Origin of the sequence: Pseudomonas sp. MM211 (assembly GCF_020386635.1) — a bacterium.
In the GTDB taxonomy this organism is placed as follows: Bacteria; Pseudomonadota; Gammaproteobacteria; order Pseudomonadales; family Pseudomonadaceae; genus Aquipseudomonas.
The window spans coordinates 3,054,209-3,070,072 of record NZ_CP081942.1 but is presented as its reverse complement, the minus strand read 5'-3'; the positions used below and the strand labels follow the sequence as shown (position 1 = coordinate 3,070,072).

17 protein-coding genes are annotated in these 15,864 nt (G+C 63.5%); 8 read left to right on the top strand and 9 right to left on the bottom strand.

Annotated features, from left to right (window positions below):
* The first annotated feature begins 147 nt into the window (after window positions 1–147).
* From K5Q02_RS14030 to K5Q02_RS14005, 6 genes are all read left to right on the top strand, one after another.
* On the top strand, window positions 148–1,206 hold the full coding sequence (locus K5Q02_RS14030; protein WP_225831475.1) for an ABC transporter substrate-binding protein: 1,059 nt from the start codon (window positions 148–150) through the stop codon (window positions 1,204–1,206).
* A gap of 114 nt (window positions 1,207–1,320) precedes the next feature.
* Window positions 1,321–2,127: an alkaline phosphatase family protein gene (locus K5Q02_RS14025; protein WP_225831472.1), complete on the top strand. Its 807-nt coding sequence runs from the start codon at window positions 1,321–1,323 to the stop codon at window positions 2,125–2,127.
* Window positions 2,124–2,972, top strand: coding sequence for an ABC transporter permease (locus K5Q02_RS14020; RefSeq protein WP_225831470.1), 849 nt, complete (start codon window positions 2,124–2,126; stop codon window positions 2,970–2,972). Before K5Q02_RS14025 ends, K5Q02_RS14020 begins: the two co-directional genes overlap by 4 nt.
* Window positions 2,959–3,756 carry an ABC transporter permease gene (locus tag K5Q02_RS14015; protein WP_225831468.1) on the top strand — a complete coding sequence of 266 codons (798 nt, stop codon included), beginning with the start codon at window positions 2,959–2,961 and terminating at the stop codon, window positions 3,754–3,756. The genes K5Q02_RS14020 and K5Q02_RS14015 overlap by 14 nt, the downstream gene beginning before the upstream one ends.
* Window positions 3,753–4,739, top strand: coding sequence for an ABC transporter ATP-binding protein (locus K5Q02_RS14010; protein ID WP_225831466.1), 987 nt, complete (start codon window positions 3,753–3,755; stop codon window positions 4,737–4,739). The genes K5Q02_RS14015 and K5Q02_RS14010 overlap by 4 nt, the downstream gene beginning before the upstream one ends.
* Window positions 4,739–5,392 (top strand): HAD family hydrolase, encoded by a 654-nt coding sequence (locus K5Q02_RS14005; protein WP_225831464.1) that lies wholly within the window; start codon window positions 4,739–4,741, stop codon window positions 5,390–5,392. Before K5Q02_RS14010 ends, K5Q02_RS14005 begins: the two co-directional genes overlap by 1 nt.
* Window positions 5,393–5,771: 379 nt before the next feature.
* On the opposite strand, the gene rbsD is transcribed toward K5Q02_RS14005, so the two are convergent.
* The 6 genes from rbsD to K5Q02_RS13975 are packed head-to-tail and all read right to left on the bottom strand — an operon-like array spanning window position 5,772 to window position 11,628.
* Entirely contained in the window at window positions 5,772–6,176 is a 405-nt protein-coding gene (gene rbsD / locus K5Q02_RS14000) for a D-ribose pyranase (RefSeq protein ID WP_225831463.1), read from the bottom strand.
* Window positions 6,173–7,081: a ribokinase gene (gene rbsK, locus K5Q02_RS13995; protein WP_225831460.1), complete on the bottom strand. Its 909-nt coding sequence runs from the start codon at window positions 7,079–7,081 to the stop codon at window positions 6,173–6,175. Before rbsK ends, rbsD begins: the two co-directional genes overlap by 4 nt.
* A 43-nt stretch (window positions 7,082–7,124) precedes the next feature.
* Window positions 7,125–8,123, bottom strand: coding sequence for a LacI family DNA-binding transcriptional regulator (locus tag K5Q02_RS13990; protein ID WP_225831458.1), 999 nt, complete (start codon window positions 8,121–8,123; stop codon window positions 7,125–7,127).
* A 6-nt stretch (window positions 8,124–8,129) separates the two neighbouring features.
* Window positions 8,130–9,110 (bottom strand): ABC transporter permease, encoded by a 981-nt coding sequence (locus K5Q02_RS13985; protein ID WP_225831456.1) that lies wholly within the window; start codon window positions 9,108–9,110, stop codon window positions 8,130–8,132.
* Window positions 9,107–10,660, bottom strand: a complete 1,554-nt coding sequence (locus K5Q02_RS13980; RefSeq protein WP_225839683.1) for a sugar ABC transporter ATP-binding protein — start codon at window positions 10,658–10,660, stop codon at window positions 9,107–9,109. The genes K5Q02_RS13985 and K5Q02_RS13980 overlap by 4 nt, the downstream gene beginning before the upstream one ends.
* 11 nt (window positions 10,661–10,671) lie before the next feature.
* Window positions 10,672–11,628 (bottom strand): sugar ABC transporter substrate-binding protein, encoded by a 957-nt coding sequence (locus K5Q02_RS13975; protein ID WP_225831454.1) that lies wholly within the window; start codon window positions 11,626–11,628, stop codon window positions 10,672–10,674.
* 483 nt (window positions 11,629–12,111) lie between these two features.
* On the opposite strand from K5Q02_RS13975, the gene K5Q02_RS13970 reads away from it, so the two are divergent.
* Window positions 12,112–12,408, top strand: coding sequence for a DUF2845 domain-containing protein (locus K5Q02_RS13970; protein ID WP_225831452.1), 297 nt, complete (start codon window positions 12,112–12,114; stop codon window positions 12,406–12,408).
* Window positions 12,409–12,594: 186 nt separating this feature from the next.
* Here K5Q02_RS13970 and K5Q02_RS13965 read toward each other — a convergent pair whose 3' ends face one another.
* The 3 genes from K5Q02_RS13965 to K5Q02_RS13955 all read right to left on the bottom strand — a co-directional run bounded on the left by K5Q02_RS13965 (window position 12,595) and on the right by K5Q02_RS13955 (window position 14,459).
* Complete coding sequence (locus tag K5Q02_RS13965; protein ID WP_225831450.1) at window positions 12,595–12,996, bottom strand: hypothetical protein; 402 nt, start codon at window positions 12,994–12,996, stop codon at window positions 12,595–12,597.
* A complete protein-coding gene (pdxY, locus tag K5Q02_RS13960) occupies window positions 12,993–13,871 on the bottom strand; it encodes a pyridoxal kinase PdxY (RefSeq protein WP_225831448.1) in 879 nt (292 codons plus the stop codon). The genes K5Q02_RS13965 and pdxY overlap by 4 nt, the downstream gene beginning before the upstream one ends.
* A gap of 189 nt (window positions 13,872–14,060) precedes the next feature.
* Window positions 14,061–14,459 (bottom strand): nuclear transport factor 2 family protein, encoded by a 399-nt coding sequence (locus tag K5Q02_RS13955; protein WP_073266080.1) that lies wholly within the window; start codon window positions 14,457–14,459, stop codon window positions 14,061–14,063.
* Between the two features lie 187 nt (window positions 14,460–14,646).
* Here K5Q02_RS13955 and K5Q02_RS13950 point away from each other — a divergent pair, with 187 nt between their 5' ends.
* Window positions 14,647–15,831, top strand: coding sequence for an ABC transporter substrate-binding protein (locus K5Q02_RS13950; protein WP_225831446.1), 1,185 nt, complete (start codon window positions 14,647–14,649; stop codon window positions 15,829–15,831).
* The last annotated feature ends 33 nt before the right edge of the window (window positions 15,832–15,864 follow it).

Below are 15,864 nucleotides of genomic sequence, written 5' to 3'. Positions count from 1 at the left end.
AACCTGGTCTACGCTTGCTGAGCGGGGCCTCGCCGAAGGCTCCGGATGTGCGCGACGGCCATAACGACACAAAACTGTCATTGGCGCCGCCTACATTGGCTTGGGTCTTGCTGATCTAGACCAACCCTCAACGCAAAGGAGTTTCCAATGAAACAACTGCTACTGGCATCGCTGATGGGCAGCGCCATCGCTCTGGCTTCCCAGGCCATGGCCGCCGAGACGGATATAACTGCACTGGAACAGGCCGCACGCAAAGAAGGCGCCGTGAACAGCGTCGGCATGCCGGACAGTTGGGCCAACTGGAAGGACACCTGGCAGGGCCTGAGCGACAAGTACGGCCTCAAGCACATGGACACCGACATGAGCTCGGCCCAGGAAATCGCCAAGTTTGCCGCCGAAAAGGACAACGCCAGCGCCGATATCGGTGACGTGGGCGCCGCCTTCGGCCCGATCGCCGTGCAGCAGGGCGTGACCCAGCCCTACAAACCGACCACCTGGAGCCAGATCCCGGAGTGGGCCAAGGATGCCGACGGCCACTGGATGCTCGCCTACACCGGCTCCATCGCCTTCATCATCAACAAGCAGTTGGTGAAAGACGCCCCGAAAAGCTGGGCCGACTTGAAAACCGGCAAGTACCGCGTGGCCATCGGTGACGTCAGCGCTGCTGCTCAGGCCGTCAACGGCGTGCTGGCTGCGGCCATCGCCAACGGTGGCGACGAGAAGAACATCCAACCGGGCCTGGACTACTTCGCCGAAATCGCCGAACAGGGGCGTCTGTCACTGGCCAACCCGACCATCCAGACCCTGGAAAAAGGCGAAGTGGAAGTCGGCATCGTCTGGGACTTCAACGGCCTGAGCTACCGCGACCAGATCGATCCGAATCGCTTCGAAGTGCTGATCCCTTCCGACGGCTCGGTGATCTCCGGCTACACCACCATCATCAACAAATACGCCAAGAACCCCAACGCCGCCAAGCTGGCCCGCGAGTACATCCTCAGCGACGCCGGGCAGATCAACCTGGCCAAAGGCAACGCCCGCCCGATCCGCGCCGAGCACCTGACCCTGCCGGCTGAAGTGCAGGCCAAGCTGCTGCCCAACGAGCAGTACGCCAAGGTCAAGCCGATCAAGGACGCCGCCGCCTGGGAAACGACCTCGAAAACCCTGCCGCAGCTGTGGCAGGAAAACGTGATCATCAACATGGAGTAATCCAGGCACCGTGTAGCCCGGGTCGAGCGCAGCGAAACCCGGGAAACCTGCCCTGGGTATCGCTTCGCTCAACCCAGGCTACGTCTCTACGCCACTCTCAACCCAGGATCACCCATGCCGTCCAAGGTCATCCTCGTCATTCTCGACGGCCTCAATTTCGAGGTCGCTCGGCATGCGCTCGGCCACTTGCAGGCGTATCGCGCAGCCGGGCGTGCCGCCCTGTACAAACTCGAATGCGAGCTGCCTTCGCTGTCCAGGCCGCTCTACGAGTGCATTCTCACCGGCGTGACGCCGATCGAAAGCGGCATCGTGCACAACAACGTGGTGCGCCTGAGCCATCAGCGCAGCGTGTTCCACTACGCCCGTGCCGCCGGGCTGAGCACTGCGGCTGCCGCCTACCACTGGATGAGCGAGCTGTACAACCGTGCGCCGTTCGTGGCGGCCCGTGACCGCCATACCAGTGACGTCGAGCTGCCGATCCAGCACGGGCACTTCTACTACGCCGACCACTACCCGGACTCGCACCTGTTCGACGATGCCGAGAGCCTGCGCCTCGCGCATGCGCCAGACTTTCTGCTGGTGCACCCGATGAACATCGACGACGCCGGCCACAAGCACAGCCTCGACAGCAGCCAGTACCGCAACGCGGCGCGGGTCGCCGACATCCTGCTGGCCGGCTACCTGCAGACCTGGCTGGACGCTGGCTATCAGGTGCTGGTGACCGCCGATCACGGCATGAACGACGACCGCTCGCACAACGGCCTGCTGCCCGAAGAGCGCGAAGTGCCGCTGTTCGTACTCGGCGATGCCTTCAGCCTCGATGAAACGGCGACACCAAAGCAGCTGGAGCTGTGCGGCACCCTCTGCGACCTGCTCGGCGTGCCCCATGACAAACCTTCGTGCCGGGAGTTGTTGAAATGAGCACCACCAGCAAACCACGGGGCAAATGGCTGGCACTGCTGTGCCTGTTACCCTTCGCGGTGTTTTTCATCGCCTTCCAGATCGCCCCGCTGGTATGGGTGGCGCTCAACAGCCTGAATACGCCGGATGGCTGGGGCCTGGGCAATTTCGAGAAGGCGTTTTCCTCGAAGTTCTACATGCAGGCGGTCAAGCACAGCCTGCAGATCGCTTTCTGGTCGAGCGTGTTCGGCATGCTCATCGCCATCATCGGCAGCTACTCGCTGCGCCAGGTGGATTCGAAACTGCGTGATTTCGTCATCGCCTTTTCCAACATGACCAGCAACTTCGCCGGCGTGCCGCTGGCCTTCGCCTTCATCATCCTGCTCGGGTTCAACGGCGCGTTGACCCTGCTGCTGATCCAGGCCGGGCTGATCGAGAGTTTCAACCTGTACTCGAAGAATGGCCTGATCGTGCTCTACACCTACTTCCAGATTCCCCTCGGCGTACTGCTGCTCTACCCCGCCTTCGACGCCCTGCGTCAGGACTGGCGCGAGTCGGCAGCCCTGCTTGGCGCCGGCACCTGGGACTTCTGGCGGCATATCGGCCTGCCGGTACTGACCCCGGCGCTGCTCGGCACCTTCGTCATCCTGCTGGCCAATGCCCTGGGCGCCTACGCCACGGTGTATTACCTGACCACCGGCAACTTCAACGTGCTGCCGATCCGCATCGCCGCGATGATTTCCGGGGACATCTCCCTCGACCCGAACATGGCCAGCGCCCTGGCGATGATCCTGGTCGGCCTGATGGCGGCGATCACCCTCGTCCACCAGTTGCTGCTGCGCAGGAGCTACCATGTCCCACGCTAATGCGCCCACCGCCAGCCTCTACCACCGCGTGGTGGTTTGGGTGCTGTTCCTGATCCTGCTGCTGCCGCTGGCCGGTACTCTGCTCTATTCGCTTTCCACCAGCTGGTCGGCGACCATCCTGCCGGACGGCTTGACGTTCAAGTGGTACTTGGAGCTCTGGGGAGAGCCGCGCTTCCTCAAGGCGTTCGGCCAGTCGCTGCTGGTCTGCTTCGGCGCCCTGGCGCTGTCGGTGATGCTGATCCTGCCGCTGCTGTTCGTCGTGCATTACCACTTCCCCAAGCTCGACGCGGTAATGAACGTGCTGATCCTGCTGCCGTTCGCCGTGCCGCCAGTGGTGTCCGCCGTGGGCCTGCTGCAGTTGTATGGCTCCGGCCCGCTGGCCATGGTCGGCACACCGTGGATTCTGATCGGCTGCTACTTCACCATCGCCCTGCCGTTCATGTACCGGGCCATCACCAACAACCTGCAGGCGATCAACCTGCGTGACCTGATGGACGCCGCCCATCTGCTCGGCGCCAGCACCTGGAAAGCCGCCTTTCTGGTGGTGCTGCCCAACCTGCGCAAGGGCCTGATGGTGTCGCTGTTCCTGTCCTTCAGTTTTCTGTTCGGCGAATTCGTGTTCGCCAACCTGCTGGTCGGCACACGCTACGAAACCCTGCAGGTGTACCTCAACAACATGAAGAACAGCAGCGGCCACTTCAACAGCGCCCTGGTGATCTCCTACTTCTTTTTCGTCCTGGTGTTCACCTGGGCGGCCAATCGACTGAACAGGGACAAGGCATGAGCTTCCTGAGCATCCAGAACCTGCACAAAAGCTACGGCGGCACCTCGATCTTCAGCGACATCAACGCCGAGATCGAACAGGGTGAATTCGTCACCTTGCTGGGCCCATCGGGCTGCGGTAAATCCACCCTGCTGCGCTGCATCGCCGGCCTCACCGAGGTCAATGGCGGCAAAATCCTGCTCGCCGGCGAAGACCTGGTGCCCCTGGCACCACAGAAGCGCGGCATCGGCATGGTGTTCCAGAGCTACGCGCTGTTCCCCAACATGACCGCCGCGCAGAACGTCGCCTTCGGCCTGCGCATGCAGAAGACCGGCAAGGACGAATCCGCCGGGCGCGTGCAGGAAGCCCTGGCCATGGTCGAGCTCGGCGACTTCGCCAGCCGCTACCCACATCAGCTCTCCGGCGGCCAGTGCCAGCGCGTCGCCCTGGCCCGCTCGCTAGTCACCCGCCCGCGCCTGTTGCTGCTCGACGAACCGCTGTCGGCGCTCGATGCACGCATCCGCAAACACCTGCGCGAGCAGATCCGCAGCATCCAGCAGGAACTGGGCCTGACGACGATTTTCGTCACCCACGATCAGGAAGAAGCGCTGGTGATGAGCGACCGCATCTTCCTCATGAACGCCGGGCGCATCGTCCAGAGCGGCGACGCGGAAACCCTCTACACCGCCCCTGCTGATGCCTTCGCGGCCGGCTTCATCGGCAACTACAACCTGCTCGACGCAGCTACCGCCAGCCGCCTGCTCGGCTATCCGGTCAGCAGCCAGGTGGCCATCCGCCCGGAAGCCATCGTGCTCGGCCAGGGCACGATCGCAGCGCGGATTCGCAGTCACAGCCTGCTCGGTAATATCATCCGCTACCGGGTGGAAGCCGAAGGTGTGGAACTGCTGGTCGACGTGCTCAATCGCAGCGCGGACGACCTGCACGCCGACGGCCACTCAATCTCACTGGATATCGCGGCGAATGCCGTGCGAGAGGTAGCTTGATGGCACTGGCAATTTTCGATCTCGACGAAACCCTGATCAATGGCGACTGCGCCAGCTTGTGGAGCGAGCACATGGCCACGCTCGGCTGGGTCGACGGGGAAAGTTTCATCGCCAAGGATCATCAGCTGATGGCGCTGTACGCCGAAGGCAAACTGGCCATGGAGGACTACATGACCTTCAGCCTGTCGCCGCTGGTGGGGCGAACGCCGGAAGAAGTCGCCTTCGTCGTCGAGCCCTTCGTGGAAGACGTGATCGAACCGATCTTCTTCAGCGACGCCACCCGCTGCCTGGCCAACCACCGCGCAGCCGGCGACCGCATCCTGATCATCTCCGCCTCGGCGCACTTTCTGGTCAGCGCCATCGCCGAACGGCTGAAGGTTCAGGAGGTGCTGGCCATCGACCTGCACGAAGAATACGGCCACTACAGCGGCAAGACCGAAGGCGTGCTCACTTACCGTGAAGGCAAGGTCACCCGCCTGCACGCCTGGCTGGAGGAGCAAGGCGAAAGCCTGGAAGGCGCTTACTTCTACTCCGACTCACGCAACGACCTGCCGCTGTTGCAACGGGTCGCCAAGCCCCACGCGGTGAACCCCGATCCGGCACTGCTCGAGCATGCCGAGCGCGAAGGCTGGCCGATCCTGAGCTGGTCTTGAGCACTACAGCGGCAATGTGGCGAAAGCGGTCATCTGCTGCGGGGTTCGATCTGATCGTTCCTCACGCGCCGCGTGGGAATGCCTGCAGGGACGCTCTGCGTCGGATGTCGAGGCCTGGCGGGCGCAGAGCGCCCTGGATTGGGCTCCCACGCTGGAGCGTGGGTGCCATCATTTTTGGACGTTCGCGATCTCGTGGGAGGGGCTTTAGCCGCGAGCTCTTTACGCCTAGCTAGGCAAAATCGAGGCTAAAGCCTCTCCCACAAAAGCTCTGCTCACCGTCCGCTTCTGCCTTGAAGCCGCTTTGTACAGCCCACCAAATGAACAACCGCTATCGCCTTGAAGCAGCCCTGATAGCGCGTCAGAAGAGATCGTGAGCAGCTTAGAACGTCACGCCGGCGATCAGCGCAATGTTGCTGTAAGGCCGGCACTCGCCGGTGCGGATCTGTACCCGGGCGCTGGCACAGGCCGCCTTGAGTTCATCATGGCTGACCACCTGCCGCTCGCCCAGCTCGCCTTGGGCGGTCAGAGACTCGATGGCCTCAAGCGCCAGAGGCGCTACCTCCAGGGTTTCCCGGGCCAGCAGATGGCCCTGCACCTGCATTTCGCTCAGCACCACCTTCAGGGTGGTAACGAAGTCCGGCACGCCGGCGGTCAGCGCAAGGTCGATGCACGGGGTACCCGGCGGTACCGGCATGCCGGCATCACCGATGACGATGATGTCGCCATGCCCGAGCCGGGCGATGGCGGCGGAAAGCGCAGCGTTGAGCAGGGGCGTCTTCTTCATGCGGGCAACTCGTGGCGATAAGGAATTGAAGGCTGTGCGCCGGGCCGGGTAACGGCCAGTGCAGCAGCTTGCTGGCCCAGGTCGATGGCTGATTCCAGCGTCTGCCCGGCAGCCAGCGCGGCGGCGAAACCGCCGACGAAGGTATCGCCAGCGGCGGTGCTGTCCACGGCCACCACCGGGGCCACGGCGAAATGCGCATGACGCTCGGCATCGGCGTAGAGCACGCCCTGAGAACCCAGGGTGATCAGCACACGGCGAGCGCCGACCTGCAGCAACCGCTGCGCAGCGTGCAGGGCAGACTCGGGTGAGTCCACCGGCAAGCCAGTGAGCGCCGCGGCCTCGCTTTCATTGGGGATCAGGTAATCGGCCAGCCCATACCAGTGCGCCGGCAGTGGCCCACTGGCGGGCGCCGGGTTGAGGATAACCGTGCAGCCGGCCTCGCGGCCACGGGTCATGGCCGCCTCGACGGTGGTTTGCGGTACTTCCAATTGCACCACCAGTACCTGGGCGGCAGCCAGCAGCGCCGCCTGCGCATCGAGGTGAGCGGGCGTCAGGGCGCCATTGCCACCGGCGACGATGACAATCGCGTTCTGTCCGGCGTCATCCACCAGAATCGAGGCGATTCCCGTCGGCACGCCCTCGATCTCGCTGACCGCTGTGCAATCGATACCTTCCACGAGCAGCGCGGTACGCAAGCGTGCGCCGTAGGCATCGGCACCGACGCAGCCGATCATCGCCACCTGCGCGCCGAGGCGTGCCGCAGCGACCGCCTGGTTGGCGCCCTTGCCGCCCGCAGCCGTGGCGAAGTCATGCCCGGCCAGGGTTTCGCCACCATGGGGCAGGCGCGGCGCACGCACGATCAAATCCATGTTCAAGCTACCCACTACCACCAGATTGCCTTGCATCTGTTTCTGCTCCTCAGGACGCTGATGCGCCCAATGGGTAATTTCAGCCGCCCGCAGCGGCGGTGGACTCGCGCACCATCAGGGTCGGTTCGAGCAGCCATTGTTCGGGTTCGAGTTCCGGCGTGCGCACCCGCTGCAGCAAGCGCTCGGCAGCGCGCTCGCCAAGCTGGCCGATGTGCTGGCCAACGGTGGTCAGGGCCGGGTGCAAATAGCGACTCACTTCGATGTCGTCGAAACCCACCAGTGACAGCTCCAGAGGCACCCGCACACCACGCTCCGCAGCAGCGCGCAGCACGCCGAGGGCGATCATGTCGTTACCGGCGAAAATCGCCGTCGGCCGCGCCTCAACGCTCAGCAGGCCAAGCGCAGCGGCGTGCCCCGCCGGGCTGGTGAAGGCGCAGTGGATCGGCTCGGCAACCGGCAAGCCTGCTTCGACCAACGCCCGTTGATAGCCCGCCACCCGCAACTGCGCCACCTGGGTATCCACAGGCCCGGCAATGCAGGCGATGCGCCGATGGCCAAGCTCAAGCAGATGCCGGGTCGCCAGGTAACCGCCCTTTTCATGGTCGATCTGCAGGCGATCCGCACTGACCCCGTCGAGGGATCGGTCGACCAGCATCAGCGGCAGCCGCACCGCTGCCAGGGCCTGGGCGAAGGCGGCGTCGCGGGTCACGGTGGCGACGATAAGGCCATCGATACGGCGCTCCAGCAACACCCGCAGGTAACGCAACTGCTTGGCACCGTCGTCGTCGGAATTGCACAGGATCACGCTGTAGCCGTTGCGCTCGGCGTGATCCTCGATGCCCCGCGCCAACTCGGCGAAATAGGGGTTACTGGCGTTCGGCACCAGCAGGCCGAGGGTGCCGGTGGCGCGGGCTCTCAGCGACCGCGCCACGCCGCTGGGCACGTAACCCAGCTCGGCGATGGCCGCCTGCACCTTGTCGCGTACGCTGTCGCTGACCGGGCGCGTGCCGTTCACCACGTGTGAGACCGTGGTGTAGGAAATACCGGCACGTGCGGCGACGTCCTTGATGGTGGCCATGGATGATCAGGCCCGACGCTTGGCGCGATAGCTGCGGTAGGTATCGAGAATTACCGCTACCACGATCACCGCGCCGGTGATGATCCGTTTGGTCGGCTCGCTGGCGCCGATCTGCGCCAGTCCGGCGGCCAGCACGGAAATGATCAGCACACCGAAAAAGGTGCTGATCACCGAGCCACGGCCGCCCATCAGGCTGGTGCCACCGATCACCACGGCAGCGATCACCTGCAGTTCCAGGCCGGAACCGGCATTCGGGTCGGCCGCCTCCAGGCGCGAAATCTGGAACAGTGCCGCCAGCCCGGCGAGCAGGCCCATCAGCGCGAACACCGAGACCTTGTAGGGTTTCGGGTTGATGCCGGCCAGGCGCACCGCCTCTTCGTTGGTGCCGATGGCCACCAGATAGCGGCCGAACACGCTGCGCGTCAGCAGCAGGTGCGCCGCGACGATCACCAGCAGGGCAATGACGAACGACGGCGAGATACCTGCCGCGAACGGCGTCGACAGCCAGGCGTAGGCGTCGCCGATGTAAGCGGTGCGCGAGTCGGTGAGCTGGTAGGCCAGGCCGCGGGCCATCTCCAGCACGCCGAGGGAGACGATGAACGAGGGAATGCCCCAGGCCACCGTGATGATCCCGGTCACGCTACCGGCCAGCGCCGCGCAGGCCATGCCCAGTAACGCGGCGGGCACGATGCCCCAGCCGAAGCCGAGCGTCGCCACGCTGACCACGGCAGCCGCCAGGGCCAGTACCGAACCCACCGACAGGTCAATGCCACCGATGATCAGGATCAGTGTCATGCCCACCGCCAGCACCATCAGATCGGGGATCTGGTTGGCCAGGGTGGTGAAGGTGGCATAGGAAAGAAAATGGCTGCTCAACGAAGAAAACAGCACGATCATCGCCAGCAGCGCACCAGCCAGACCCAGGTAGGTGCCCAGGCCTTGATGGGTACCACTGCGCTTGGCAGGCGTGGCGGATGGAGTGGTCATTGGGAAAGCTCCTGTAACGGGGGGGCGACCTCGCCGAGCATGGCTTCGCGGCTGCGGTAGCCGGCGAACGCGGCAGCCAGCAGGCGATCCTGACTCCAGTCATCGCGGTCGAATGTTTCGATAAGGCGGCCGGCAGAGAGCACGCCGATACGGTCGCAGATCAGCATCAGCTCGCGCAGGTCGCTGGACACCACCACGAGCGCCTTGCCCTGCCGTGCCAGCTCACCGAGCAGGCCGTAAATCTCGAATTTGGCACCGACATCGATGCCACGAGTCGGCTCGTCGAACAGCAGCACGCGACAGTCGCGTTCCAGCCAGCGGCCGATGACCACCTTCTGCTGGTTGCCACCGGACAGCTCGACCACCGCCTGATGGGGCCCATTGCAACGAATGCGCATGGCATCGATCTGCCGCTGCGCCAGCGCCTGCTCGGCAGCCGGGCGCATCACGCCATGCCTGGAAACGGCCGGCATGTTGCCCAGCGCCAGGTTGGCGGCGATCGGCTGGCCGAGCAGCAGGCCTTCGCTCTTGCGGTCTTCGGTGATCAGCGCGATGCCGTGACGCACCGCCTCGGCAGGCGAGCGGACACGCACCGGAATCGGCGGATTGCCGATTGCCACCTGGCCGCTGTCCGCGCGGTCGGCGCCATAGATCAGCCGCAGCAACTCGGTGCGGCCGGCACCGATCAAGCCGGAAATACCGTAGATCTCCCCTGCCCGTACGCTGAAGGAAACGTCGTCGACCTTGCCGCGGCGGCTGAGATTGGTCACCTGCAACAGCGGCGCGCCGATGTTTCGTTCACCCAGGTCGATGGCTTCACCGACCTCACGGCCGACCATCAGGGTGACCAGCTCGTCGCTGCTGTAACGATCAATCGGCTCCACGGCGACCAACTGCCCATCACGCAGCACGGCGACGCGCTGCGCCACCTTCGCCAATTCTTCGAGGCGGTGGGAGATGTACACGATGGCCACGCCCGCGTCGCGCAGGCGCTGGATCTGCTCGAACAGCAGATCCACTTCGCGGGCGGTGAGCATCGCCGTCGGCTCATCGAGAATCAGCACCCGGCAATCGCCGATCAGGTTGCGGGCGATTTCGACCATCTGCTGATGGCCGACGCCCAGCGCGGCTACCGGAGTATCCGGGTCTACCGCTTCCAGGCCGACCTGGGCCATGGCCTGGCACGCCATCTCGCGCAGGCGACCACGGGAAATCCAACCGCCACGGCTAGGCAGGTTGTCGAGAAACAGGTTCTCGGCAACGGTCAGGGTCGGCAGCAGACTTAGCTCCTGCAACACCATGCGCACGCCGAGGCGCTCGGCCTCGCGGCGACTGGCTGGTGCATATGGCTGGCCAAGGAAAGTCAGCGAGCCGGTAGTCGGCTGCTCCAACCCACAGAAAATCTTCGACAGGGTGCTCTTGCCGGCGCCGTTCTCGCCGGTCAGCGCCAGCACTTCACCGGCGCGCAACTCCAGCTCGACCCCGCCCAGCACGGGCTGGACGTAGGTCTTGCCGATATTGCTGGCGGCGAGAACGGTCTCGCCGGCCACTACCGCAGCGGTCACGGTTTGGTCACGAGTTCGACCGGAGTTTCGATTACACCGTCTTTGGCGTCGGTGGCTTCACCCTTGACCAGTTTGAGCGCCGCCTCGATGCCGAACACCGCCTGGCGAGCGGCGAACTGGTCAGCAGTGGCGAGCACGCGACCATCCTTGAGCATCGGCTTGATGGCGTTGATGTTGTCGTAACCGACCACCTGCACCTGATCTTTCTTGCCGGCAGCGCGCACGGCGGATACCGCGCCGAGCGCCATGCTGTCATTGCCGGCCAGCAGCGCTTTCAGATCCGGGTATTCGTTGAGCATGGCGGAGGCCACGGCGTTGCCACGGTCGATCTCCCAATTGCCTGACTGCACGCCGACGATCTTCATGCCGGCTGCTTCCATCGCATCCTTGAAGCCCGCGGTACGTTGCTGAGCATTAGTGGTGGTGGAAACGCCTTCGATGATGCCGACTTCATCACCCGCCTTGAGTTTGTTCTGGGCCAGGTACTCACCGACCAGGCGCGCGCCCTTGCGGTTGTCCGGGCCCACGAACGGCACGTCCAGGCCCTTGCTCTTCACCACTTCGGGGTCGAGACGGTTATCGATATTGACGATCTTGATGCCGGCATCACTGGCCTTCTTGATCACTGGCACCAAGGCCTTGGAGTCGGCCGGCGCGATCACCAGCGCATCGACCTTGGCAACGATCATCTGCTCGACGATACGAATCTGCGCGGAGGTGTCGGTTTCGTCCTTGATGCCGTTGGCGATCAATTCGAACTGATTCGGGTGTTCTTTCTGGTAGTCCTTGGCGCCGTCTTCCATGGTGCGGAAGAACTCGTTGGCGAGGGACTTCATGACCAATGCGACGCGAGGCGTTTCACCTTCGGCGGCATGGGCACTGGAGAAGCTGACGAGAGCGGCGGCACCGAGAGCGATGGCGGCGCAGAGACGGGCAGGACGGAAACCGGACATGAGCGAACTCCGTGATTATTGTCATTTTTATAGGTACGCAAACGTTTGCGTACTGACAAAGCTATGAAAAGGTCTGCGCTTTGTCAATTCTTACTCCGTCACCATCCGTCGCCACGCCTAGGCAAACGAATACGCTGGCCGCTGCCCAGAAGTGGCCGTCGGATAGCGGCAAATAGTTGCCAGAACGTCAACTGCGGCGCACCCGGCTTGCACCTCGCAGATTGCCTGCTTCATCATTCCGCGCAGAATTCTGGAGTACGCGAGGGCTCGAATGGACATTGCAGCCTACTGAGCCTCACCCTTGGCGCCATAACCAGCCCCAGATTCTTTCTGACGCCACTGAAGACGCAATTTCGATTGCGCAGTGCGCCCTCGAAGCCGCTCATAGTGAGCCTGTTGGCGTTTTTCATCTTCCAGTTGCTGGCAACCTTCGCGAGGCTAGTCGGTAGCTGAACCCCGCAGAAGGCGCCACGAGGCAAGACCATGAATCGATCACTCCTACTGCTGGCCCTGCTTTTCGCCGCGGTGCCGAGCCTGGCATCAATGCGTTGCGGTACCTCGCTGATCAATCTGGGCGATACGGTGGATCGGGTACAGGCCATCTGCGGAACACCCGCTCAACGGCGTATCGAGACGCCGGATCGGCGACACGCCAATCCTCACCGAGCAAATTCGGTAGAAGTCCAATACTGGTCTTATGGCCCCAACAATGGCGCGGTGCGCAACCTGCGTTTCATCGAAGGCAAGCTGGTAGAGATAAGCACCGAACGCCAACGCTAACCTGCACACTCGAAACGCTCATTCAAGGGCGAAACCCTTGAAGCACGCTCTCTATCTGCGACCTGTTGCTCCCCTCTCTGGCTGCATGACAATTACCGGTGTCTACGAGCCTTCGCTGCAGGGCAGGATGTCGAGAGCGGCGCAGCGCTGAAAAACAAAAGCGCCTACAGGCGTTGATGCGACCGGTCATTCGATACTGATGCGGTACTCGACTGCTCGTCGCTCTTGCTGATTGGGGAACGACGAGAACCTCACCGAATCTTCACCTGCCTTGTCGCCCGCCAGATAGACGAAACGATCGACTTTCGCCACATCACCCTCGACCTGGTACTCGCGTTTGAAGCGCCCCAGTTTCGGCGTGCTGCTGCCCAGTTTTTCTACCGGCATCCAGACTTCACTGCGCGTCTTGCGGCCCTCTGCCGTCAGGTGATCGAGGATCACGCAGCGCTCGCCGGTCTTGACCCGCACCGGAATCACGTAGTTGCCATGGGCGTCATCGCGAACGGCTGCTGCCGTGTCGACCTCGCAGGCGACCGCCAAGCCGCTCGCCAGCAACAGCCCCACCATGCACAGGCAACGCCCGATCATTTGACCACCACTTCAGTCGCCTCGTAACGCTGCTGCGGTTCGACGATCTGTTCTTGGGCAACCACCAGCGGCAGATCACGGGATCCCTCGGCGGTTTTCTGCACCAGGGCGTACAGCGTGGCAGTGGCCAGCTCCAGCGCCTGGGGCAGCGCATGCCCGGACAAGAGACGGGCCAGCAGCGTCGCCGAGAACACATCGCCCATGCCGTTGGGCAGCGGATGCAACGCCAGGCGCGGAGTGCTCACCAGCCAGGCACCCTCACCATTGACCGCCAAGGTACAGAGCTGGTCGGCAGGGATGTCCGGCGTGGCCAGGCTGGTGATCACCACCACATCGGGCCCGCGACCACGGAGCTGACGCGCGGTGCGCACGGCCTCGTCGACGCTATCGAGTTTGCTGCCGGTCAGCAGCTCGAACTCGAACTGGTTCGGGGTGATGATGTTGGCGCAGGGAATCGCCAGGTTGCGCAGAAAATCCGGGATCGCCGCGTTGACGAATACCCCCCGCCCCACATCGCCCATCACTGGATCGCAAAGGTAGCGCACGCCCGGGTTATCCCGGCGAATCTCGTCCACCGCCTCGAGGATCACCGCACCGATCGCAGCATCGCCCAGATAGCCAGAGAGCACCGCCGAGACCCGCGACAGCACGCCGCGATCGCGCAGGCCAGCGAGCACTTCCCGGATATGTTCGGCATCGAAGACCTGGCCGCGGAACTGCCCGTAGCCGGTGTGGTTGGAGAACTGCACCGTGTGTACCGGCAACACTTCGAAACCCAGGCGCTGCAACGGGAACACGGCAGCGTCGTTGCCGACATGGCCGAGGGCGACATGGGACTGGATCGAGAGAACCAAAGGGGGTGTGGAGGCGCTCATGGGAATTGGATTCCTGTGTTGGGGCGGCGCCAGGGTCTGTTGACGTTTCAGCGCGAGCCGAAGAGCCGTGCGTGAAACGTCAACAGGCGCTAGCCAATGGCGGCATTATTCGCCAATTCCCCTTCAGGATTCCACGACCGACACGAAAGCGGCCATGACAGGCCGGCATGTCGACCTGTCACGGCGCGGTCAGGCCTTGGCGATCTCGGGAGTGAGCAACCACTCGGCGCTGTCGTTCCAGACGTCCATGCGGGTGATCTTGCCGTTGCGGACTTCGAAACGATCCAGATAGCGGTTACCGGAAAAGCTGCTGCCGTCCGGCCACTCGCCATAAAGCGTGCCGTTGGAATAGACGACGGTATGGTCGTCGCGCTCGGTCCAGTCGAACTGACCGAGGGCCTTTTTTACCCAGGCGTAGCGCGAGCCGTTGAATGCGGTGATGTCCTGGGGCGTGGGCATGTGGCGCCCACCGGTAAAGGTGATGCGCACGTCGTCACTCATGTAGGTGGCTGCCTTGACCGGATCCGGGGCCATGGATGCCGCTAGAAAATCGCTAACAATCTGCACGGCCTCGTTCATTTCACTCATACCTGCTCTCCCAATTCGTTGATCGTGCCGAGGCACCTTTCGTGCCTGCATGTGGTGCGGCATGCACGCTATTCGTGCACGTTGGCCATGGATATTCCGGGAAAACCGCGGAATGGCCAGTTTGCGCGTTATGGCACCAGGCTTGCTAGCAAATTATATACGAATGCTAGCAATCAGGAGAAAGCTCATGCGCAAACTGTTATCCCCACTCCGTCGCCTGTTGCCCTGCGCAGCGGCTGTTGCCAGCCTCGGTATGGCGCTCAGCACTGCGGCGCATGCAGAGGAGCCCATCAAGGTCGGCCTGGTTGCCGCCCTGTCCGGGCAGTCGGCGAAGTCCGGCGAGGCACTTACCCGCGGGCTCACCGTGGCCATCGACGAGATCAATGCCAAGGGCGGCATCCTCGGTCGCCCGGTGCAGCTGATTCGTCGTGACGATGAAAGCAACCCGGCCAAAGGCATGCTGGCCGCTCGCGAACTGGCGCAGCGGGAAAAAGTCAGCGTGCTATTCGGTGGCCTCGATACACCGGTTTCCCTGGCCATCGTGCCACTGGCCAATCAGCTGAAAGTGCCGTTCATGGGCATCTGGGCCGCTGGCACCAAGATCACCGAGAACGGTGCCAAGGACAATTACGTATTCCGCGTATCGGCGGTGGACGAGCTGGTCGACGAGGCGCTGGTCGAGCACGGCATCAAGAAGGGCATGAAGAAGCCCGGGATGATCCTGATCAACAATCCCTGGGGCGAATCCAATGAAATCGGCTTCAAGGATGCCCTGGCCAAACGTGGCATGGAATACGCCGGCATCGAGCGCATCGAAGACAGCGACCTCGACGTGGTGCCGCAGCTCACCCGCCTGAAGAATGCCGGCACCGACACCCTGCTGATGGTCGGCAACGTCGGCCCCTCGGCCCAGGTGGTCAAGTCCCTCGATCGCATGGGTTGGGATGTGCCGGTGGTTTCCCACTGGGGCCCGGCAGGCGGCCGCTTCAGCGAGCTGGCCGGCCCCAACGCCAGCCGCGTGCACTTCATCCAGACCTATGTGTTCACCGAGAACAACAGCGCCAAGGGCGACAGCGTGCTGGCTGCCCTCAAGCAGCGCTTCCCGGAGATCAAGAGCCTGGCCGACGTGACTCCAGCAGTCGGAATCGCCAACGCCTACGACGCCATGCACCTGGCCGCCGCTGCCATCGAAAAGGCCGGCGACACCCAGGGCAGCAAGGTTCGCGATGGCTTCTATGCGATCGACAGCTATCAGGGCCTGATCAAGGACTACACCCAGCCTTTCACCCCGACCAAGCACGACGCCCTGGGCCCGGACGACTACGTCTTCACCCACTTCGTCGACGGCCGCATCGTTCCGCTCGCCCCTTGAAGCCGTGAACGGGCGGGCCCTGGCGGCCCGCCC

Bases quoted from the DNA above. Each gene is read 5' to 3' on its own strand.
- K5Q02_RS14030 (WP_225831475.1), top strand. From the start codon at position 148: ATGAAACAACTGCTACTGGCATCGCTGATGGGCAGCGCCATCGCTCTG.
- K5Q02_RS14025 (WP_225831472.1), top strand. From the start codon at position 1,321: ATGCCGTCCAAGGTCATCCTCGTCATTCTCGACGGCCTCAATTTCGAG.
- K5Q02_RS14020 (WP_225831470.1), top strand. From the start codon at position 2,124: ATGAGCACCACCAGCAAACCACGGGGCAAATGGCTGGCACTGCTGTGC.
- K5Q02_RS14015 (WP_225831468.1), top strand. From the start codon at position 2,959: ATGTCCCACGCTAATGCGCCCACCGCCAGCCTCTACCACCGCGTGGTG.
- K5Q02_RS14010 (WP_225831466.1), top strand. From the start codon at position 3,753: ATGAGCTTCCTGAGCATCCAGAACCTGCACAAAAGCTACGGCGGCACC.
- K5Q02_RS14005 (WP_225831464.1), top strand. From the start codon at position 4,739: ATGGCACTGGCAATTTTCGATCTCGACGAAACCCTGATCAATGGCGAC.
- rbsD (WP_225831463.1), bottom strand. From the start codon at position 6,176: ATGAAGAAGACGCCCCTGCTCAACGCTGCGCTTTCCGCCGCCATCGCC.
- rbsK (WP_225831460.1), bottom strand. From the start codon at position 7,081: ATGCAAGGCAATCTGGTGGTAGTGGGTAGCTTGAACATGGATTTGATC.
- K5Q02_RS13990 (WP_225831458.1), bottom strand. From the start codon at position 8,123: ATGGCCACCATCAAGGACGTCGCCGCACGTGCCGGTATTTCCTACACC.
- K5Q02_RS13985 (WP_225831456.1), bottom strand. From the start codon at position 9,110: ATGACCACTCCATCCGCCACGCCTGCCAAGCGCAGTGGTACCCATCAA.
- K5Q02_RS13975 (WP_225831454.1), bottom strand. From the start codon at position 11,628: ATGTCCGGTTTCCGTCCTGCCCGTCTCTGCGCCGCCATCGCTCTCGGT.
- K5Q02_RS13970 (WP_225831452.1), top strand. From the start codon at position 12,112: ATGAATCGATCACTCCTACTGCTGGCCCTGCTTTTCGCCGCGGTGCCG.
- K5Q02_RS13965 (WP_225831450.1), bottom strand. From the start codon at position 12,996: ATGATCGGGCGTTGCCTGTGCATGGTGGGGCTGTTGCTGGCGAGCGGC.
- pdxY (WP_225831448.1), bottom strand. From the start codon at position 13,871: ATGAGCGCCTCCACACCCCCTTTGGTTCTCTCGATCCAGTCCCATGTC.
- K5Q02_RS13955 (WP_073266080.1), bottom strand. From the start codon at position 14,459: ATGAGTGAAATGAACGAGGCCGTGCAGATTGTTAGCGATTTTCTAGCG.
- K5Q02_RS13950 (WP_225831446.1), top strand. From the start codon at position 14,647: ATGCGCAAACTGTTATCCCCACTCCGTCGCCTGTTGCCCTGCGCAGCG.